This window comes from Aeromicrobium sp. (assembly GCF_036676885.1).
Lineage (GTDB): Bacteria > Actinomycetota > Actinomycetes > Propionibacteriales > Nocardioidaceae > Aeromicrobium.
Window position 1 is genome coordinate 1 of sequence record NZ_JAKFCB010000404.1, and the last position, 5219, is coordinate 5219.

A 5219-nucleotide genomic window follows, 5' to 3' on the forward strand; every position below is an offset into this window, starting at 1 on the left:
TCTGGACGCCCTCTAGTCCCCCCGGACTAGCCTTGGGCACGTGCCTGAACCCATCCGCGTCTCGCTGTCGACCTCCTCGGTCTACCCGGGGTCGACGGCAAGCGGTTTCGAGTCGGCGGCCCGCCTCGGCTACGACGGCGTCGAGGTCATGGTCGGCATCGACGACGTCAGCGCCGACATCACCGCGATCAAGGCGCTCAGCGCATTCCACGAGATCCCGGTCGTCTCGATCCACGCGCCCTGCCTGCTCGTGACACAGCGCGTATGGGGCAACGACCCGTGGGGCAAGCTGCACCGCAGCGCCGAGATGGCGCACGAGGTCGGCGCGTCCGTCATCGTCGTGCACCCGCCGTTCCGCTGGCAGCGCGACTACGCCCGCGGGTTCGTCGACGGCATCGCCGACCTCGAGGCCCAGCACGGCGTCACGTACGCCGTCGAGAACATGTATCCGTGGCGCACCGGCAAGCGGGAGTTCCAGGCGTACGCCCCGGGGTGGGACCCGCTGCGGCACGACTACGCGCACGTGACCGTCGACCTCTCCCACAGCTCGACGTCGGGGGAGGACCCGCTCGAGATGGCCAGGGCGCTCGGCACCCGGCTGGCCCACATCCACATGACCGACGGATCGGGCTCGGCCAAGGACGAGCACCTGGTCCCCGGACGCGGGTCGCAGCCGTGCCGGGAGTTCCTCGAGCACGTGGCCGCGTCGGACTACGACGGCGAGATCGTCGTCGAGATCAACACCCGCAAGGCCAAGGACCAGAGCGATCGCGAGGCCGACCTGCTCGAGGCGCTCGCGTTCACCCGCCTCCACGCCACTGTCTGACACCGGCAGATTCTGCGAGGATGTCGGCCATGATCACCGTCGACCAGTTCCTCGCCTTCGGCCTCGCGGCGTTCATCCTCATCGCGATCCCCGGGCCGAGCGTCGTGTTCGTCATCGGCCGTGCGCTGGCCTACGGGCGCGCGGTGGCGCTCACGTCCGTCGTCGGCAACACGGTCGGCCTGCTGACGATCGTCATCCTGGTCGCGCTCGGCCTCGGCGTGATCGTCGAGGAGTCGATCGTGGTCTTCATGATCCTGAAGTTCGCCGGCGCCGCCTACCTCGTGTGGCTCGGCATCCAGGCGATCCGGCACCGCAAGGCCTTCAGCGTCAAGAACGCCGGCGCCGACGGCTTCCCGGCGCTGACGTGGCACAAGGTGCTCCGGCAGGGCTACATCGTCGGGGTCTCCAACCCCAAGGCGTTCATGATCATCGGCGCCGTGCTGCCGCAGTTCATCGATCGCGGCAACGGCCACGTCCAGGCGCAGATGCTGCTGCTCGGTCTGATCGCCGTCACGATCGGCCTGCTGTCCGACAGCCTGTGGGCGGTCATCGCCAGCCAGCTCCGCACGTGGTTCAACGCCTCGCAGAAGCGCGGCGAGGCGATGGGCGCGGTCGGCGGTACGTCGATGATCGGCCTCGGCGTCGGGCTGGCCGTCTCCGGCAACCACCACTGACCCGCCCTACACTCGCCGGTATGACTCAACGGATCGCGATCCTCGGCGCCGGCGTGATGGGCGAGACCCTCCTCTCGGCGATTCTCCGATCGGGGCAGCCCGCTGCTGACCTGGTGATCTCCGAGAAGCGGGAGGAGCGCGCGGCCGAGCTCCGTGAGGCGTACGGCGTCACCGTGACCGGCAACGCCGAGGCGGTCGCCGACGCCGAGGTGATCCTCCTCGTCGTCAAGCCGCAGGACGTCGCCGCGCTGCTCGACGAGATCGCCGGGTCCGTACGGCCCCAAGCCACCGTGGTGTCGCTGGCCGCCGGCATCACGATCGCCACGATCGAGGCGGCGCTCCCCGACGGCGTCGCGGTCATCCGCGCGATGCCCAACACCCCGGCGCTCGTCGGCGAGGGGATGTTCGGCATCTCGCCCGGCACCTCCTGCTCGTCCGACCGGGTCGACGCGGTCGTCAGCCTGCTCGAGTCCGGCGGCAAGGTCGTGGTCGTCGACGAGTCTCGGCAGGATGCCGTCACGGCAGTCTCCGGCTCCGGCCCGGCCTATGTCTTCTACCTCGCCGAGGCGATGATCGCCGGCGGCATCGAGGCGGGCCTCGACGAGGACACCGCCCGTACGCTCACGGCCCAGACGCTGGTCGGCGCCGCCAAGCTGCTCGCCGAGTCCGGCGACACGGCCGAGGAGCTCCGGCGCCGGGTCACGTCGCCCAACGGCACGACGCATGCCGCGATCACGACATTCGACGATCGTGGCGTCAAGGACGGGCTGGTCGCCGGCGTCGCTGCCGCGGCCGCCAGGTCTGCCGAGCTGTCGGCCCCCGCCTAGCGCGTTGGCGGGATGTTCTGGTTGAGCCGGAACACGTTGTGCGGATCGTACGCATCCTTCAGGGCGGTCAGCCTGGCCAGCTTGTCGGCGGGGTATGCCCGGCGGACGCCGGCGATGCCCTCGTCGTTGAGCGCGTTGACGTAGGCGCCGCTCGCGTACGAGTCCATCGTGGCCGCGTAGGCCCGCGCCGCCGCGATCCGGACCTCGTCCTCACCCGGGTCGGTCCACCGAGCGGCCGCCACGAGCTCGAACGCCGTGCTGCGCTGACCGAATGCCGTGTCCGCATCCGGCACGTCGGCGATCGCACCGCCGTACGCCTGCAGGCCGACGTTGGGCGCCATGGTCTGCGTCAGGGCACCCTCGACGATGATGTCGATCAGCTCGTCGGACAGCTCGGCGAAGTAGTGGCCCTTCCAGTACCGGCGGAAGGCGTGGCCGTCGACGGTGTCGTCGCGCTGCTGCAACGCGAGGTAGGTCGTGTCGAGGACGCGCTTCGCGGCAGGTGTGCCGATCCGGTCGAGCGACGGGAGGAGCGCGCGGCCCTCCGCCGGATCGCCGACCCATACGTAGCCGAGGGTGGCGATCCCGCCGGAGATCGTCGCCTCGAATGTCGCGGCTCGAGGCGCACCCACGCTCAGGTCGCGCCAGCCGCGGAAGGCGGGTGCCGCGTGATCGATCGGGAAGTCGTAAGCGACGGTCAGCGCCTGGGTGCCGATCGGATGCAGCCTGAACTCGAACTCGGTGACGATGCCGAAGTTGCCGCCTCCGCCACGCAGGCCCCAGAACAGGTCGGGATGTTCGGTCTCGCTGGCGCGCAGCACCTCGCCTGCGGCGGTCACCACCTCGAACGACACGACGTTGTCGCAGCTCAGGCCGTACTGCCGCGCGAGCCAACCCATGCCGCCGCCGAGCGTCAGGCCCCCGACGCCCGTGTGCGACACGTTGCCGGCGGTGGTCGCGAGCCCGTGGGCCTGCGCGGCGAGGTCGAGCGCGCCGAGCATCGCGCCGCCCTGCACTCGGGCCCGCTGCCGCAGCGGGTCGACGACGACCTCACCCATCGCGGTGAGGTCGATCATCATGCCGTCTTCTGGCACGGCGTGGCCGACGACGCTGTGCCCTCCGCACCGCACGCCGATCTCGAGCTCGGCGGCCCGCGCCGCGTGGATCGCCGTGACGACATCCCGGACACTGTGGCAGCGCACGATCAGCCGTGGATACCGGTCGATCATGGCGTTCCAGACGGTCCTGGCCTCGTCATACCCGGCATCGCCGCGAGTCAGGACCTGGCCGTCGAGGATCGCGCTGAGGTCAGTGGTCACCGTGCCCCCATCCAAGAATGGGGCCGACCATACCGAAGCGGCCGTGGCCTGGGAAGGAGTCCGCATCGAACCCCGTGCGGCATCGCGGCCTAAGGTGGAATGCATGACCGAGCGCCAGCGACGGAATCATCAGGCACTCATGCCGACGCCTCCGTATCGTGGGTTCTTCTTGGAGGTGGCGGCATGACCGAGCGCGCGTGCGTCGTCTTCGACCAGCACCTGACCGAGTACAACTTCGGTCTGTCCCACCCCATGGCGCCGGTTCGCATCGACCTCACGATGGCGCTCGCGCGGGAGATCGGCATCGTCGACGGGCTCGACGTCGTCGGCGCGATCCCGGCCACGGACGACGAGCTCAACCTGATCCACTCCGCGAGCTACATCGAGGGCGTCCACAAGCTCAGCGACCATCCGACGTACACCGATCCGAGCATCGGACTCGGCACTGACGACAACCCGGTGTTCGCCCACATGCACGAGGCCAGTGCGCTGATCGCGGGCGCCAGCGTCGAGGCGGCACGCCGTGTCTGGACCGGCGCGGCGCCCCGTGCGGTCAACGTCAGCGGGGGACTCCATCACGCGATGCCGGGCAACGCCAGCGGCTTCTGCATCTACAACGACGTCGCCCTCGCGATCCGCTGGCTGCTCGACAACGGCGCACAGCGGGTGGCATACGTCGACGTCGACGCGCATCACGGCGACGGCGTGCAGCAGATGTTCTGGAACGACCCCCGCGTCCTGACGATCTCGATCCACGAGGGCCCGCAGACGCTGTTCCCCGGCACGGGCTACTCGGCCGAGACCGGCGGAGAGGGCGCCGAGGGCTCCGCGGTCAACATGCCGCTCCCACCCGGTACGTCCGACGCCGGCTGGCTGCGGGCGTTCCACGCGGTCGTGCCGCCGCTGGTCCGCGAGTTCAAGCCCGACGTGCTGGTCACCCAGCACGGATGTGACTCCCACATGGACGACCCCCTGACCAACCTGATGCTCAGCGTCGACGGCCAGCGGGCGTCCTACCTGGCGCTGCGCGACCTCGCCGAAGAGGTGTGCGCCGGCAAGTGGGTTGCGACCGGCGGTGGTGGCTATGCCGTGATGGACGTCGTGCCCCGGGCCTGGGCCCACCTGCTCGCGATCGTCGCCGGATCGCCGCTCGACCCCTCCACGTTGACGCCGGAGCGCTGGCGCGCCCGCATCGAGGAGCTGCGCGGATCGCCCGGACCGCTCCGCATGACCGACGGCCGGGCGGTCGGCTATCGCGCCTGGGAGCAGGGCTACGACCCCGCGAGCTGGCTCGATCGCTCGATCCAGGCGACGCGCACCGCGGCCTTCCCTCTGAACGGTCTCGACCCGCAGCCATGAGCGCTGCGGTTCCAGGGTGAACTGCTACATCACAGCGATTTTGGGTAACTACTGTCCCCGGGGCCCCACGAGGCACTAGTCTCAACCAAGGCACGCGCGCTGTTTCTCCGGTGGGGAAGCCGGAGAGCGCGCGTGCCCCTCAGGAAGCAGGTGGTGACATGGCATCCGGACCGACGTTCTTGACCGTCGCGGAAGTGGCGGCTCAGATGCGGGT

General features: G+C 69.9%; 5 protein-coding genes. 4 read left to right on the top strand and 1 reads right to left on the bottom strand.

Annotation, left to right across the window (positions count from 1 at the left end):
• The first annotated feature begins 40 nt into the window (after positions 1-40).
• Genes V6M46_RS18930 through proC form a run of 3 tightly spaced genes read left to right on the top strand, consistent with a single transcriptional unit; the run spans position 41 to position 2327 of the window.
• Entirely contained in the window at positions 41-826 is a 786-nt protein-coding gene (locus V6M46_RS18930) for a sugar phosphate isomerase/epimerase family protein (protein ID WP_332667982.1), read from the top strand.
• A 29-nt stretch (positions 827-855) separates the two neighbouring features.
• A complete protein-coding gene (locus tag V6M46_RS18935; protein ID WP_332667984.1) occupies positions 856-1500 on the top strand; it encodes a LysE family translocator in 645 nt (214 codons plus the stop codon).
• Between the two features lie 20 nt (positions 1501-1520).
• Positions 1521-2327: a pyrroline-5-carboxylate reductase gene (gene proC, locus V6M46_RS18940; protein ID WP_332667986.1), complete on the top strand. Its 807-nt coding sequence runs from the start codon at positions 1521-1523 to the stop codon at positions 2325-2327.
• Here proC and V6M46_RS18945 read toward each other — a convergent pair.
• On the bottom strand, positions 2324-3646 hold the full coding sequence (locus V6M46_RS18945; protein WP_332667988.1) for an FAD-binding oxidoreductase: 1323 nt from the start codon (positions 3644-3646) through the stop codon (positions 2324-2326). The two genes, proC and V6M46_RS18945, sit on opposite strands and share 4 nt — an antisense overlap.
• Before the next feature lie 183 nt (positions 3647-3829).
• Here V6M46_RS18945 and V6M46_RS18950 point away from each other — a divergent pair, with 183 nt between their 5' ends.
• On the top strand, positions 3830-5005 hold the full coding sequence (locus V6M46_RS18950; protein WP_332667990.1) for an acetoin utilization protein AcuC: 1176 nt from the start codon (positions 3830-3832) through the stop codon (positions 5003-5005).
• The last annotated feature ends 214 nt before the right edge of the window (positions 5006-5219 follow it).

Coding starts and splice junctions, on each gene's coding strand:
- V6M46_RS18935 (WP_332667984.1), top strand. CDS start 856: ATGATCACCGTCGACCAGTTCCTCGCCTTCGGCCTCGCGGCGTTCATC.
- proC (WP_332667986.1), top strand. CDS start 1,521: ATGACTCAACGGATCGCGATCCTCGGCGCCGGCGTGATGGGCGAGACC.
- V6M46_RS18950 (WP_332667990.1), top strand. CDS start 3,830: ATGACCGAGCGCGCGTGCGTCGTCTTCGACCAGCACCTGACCGAGTAC.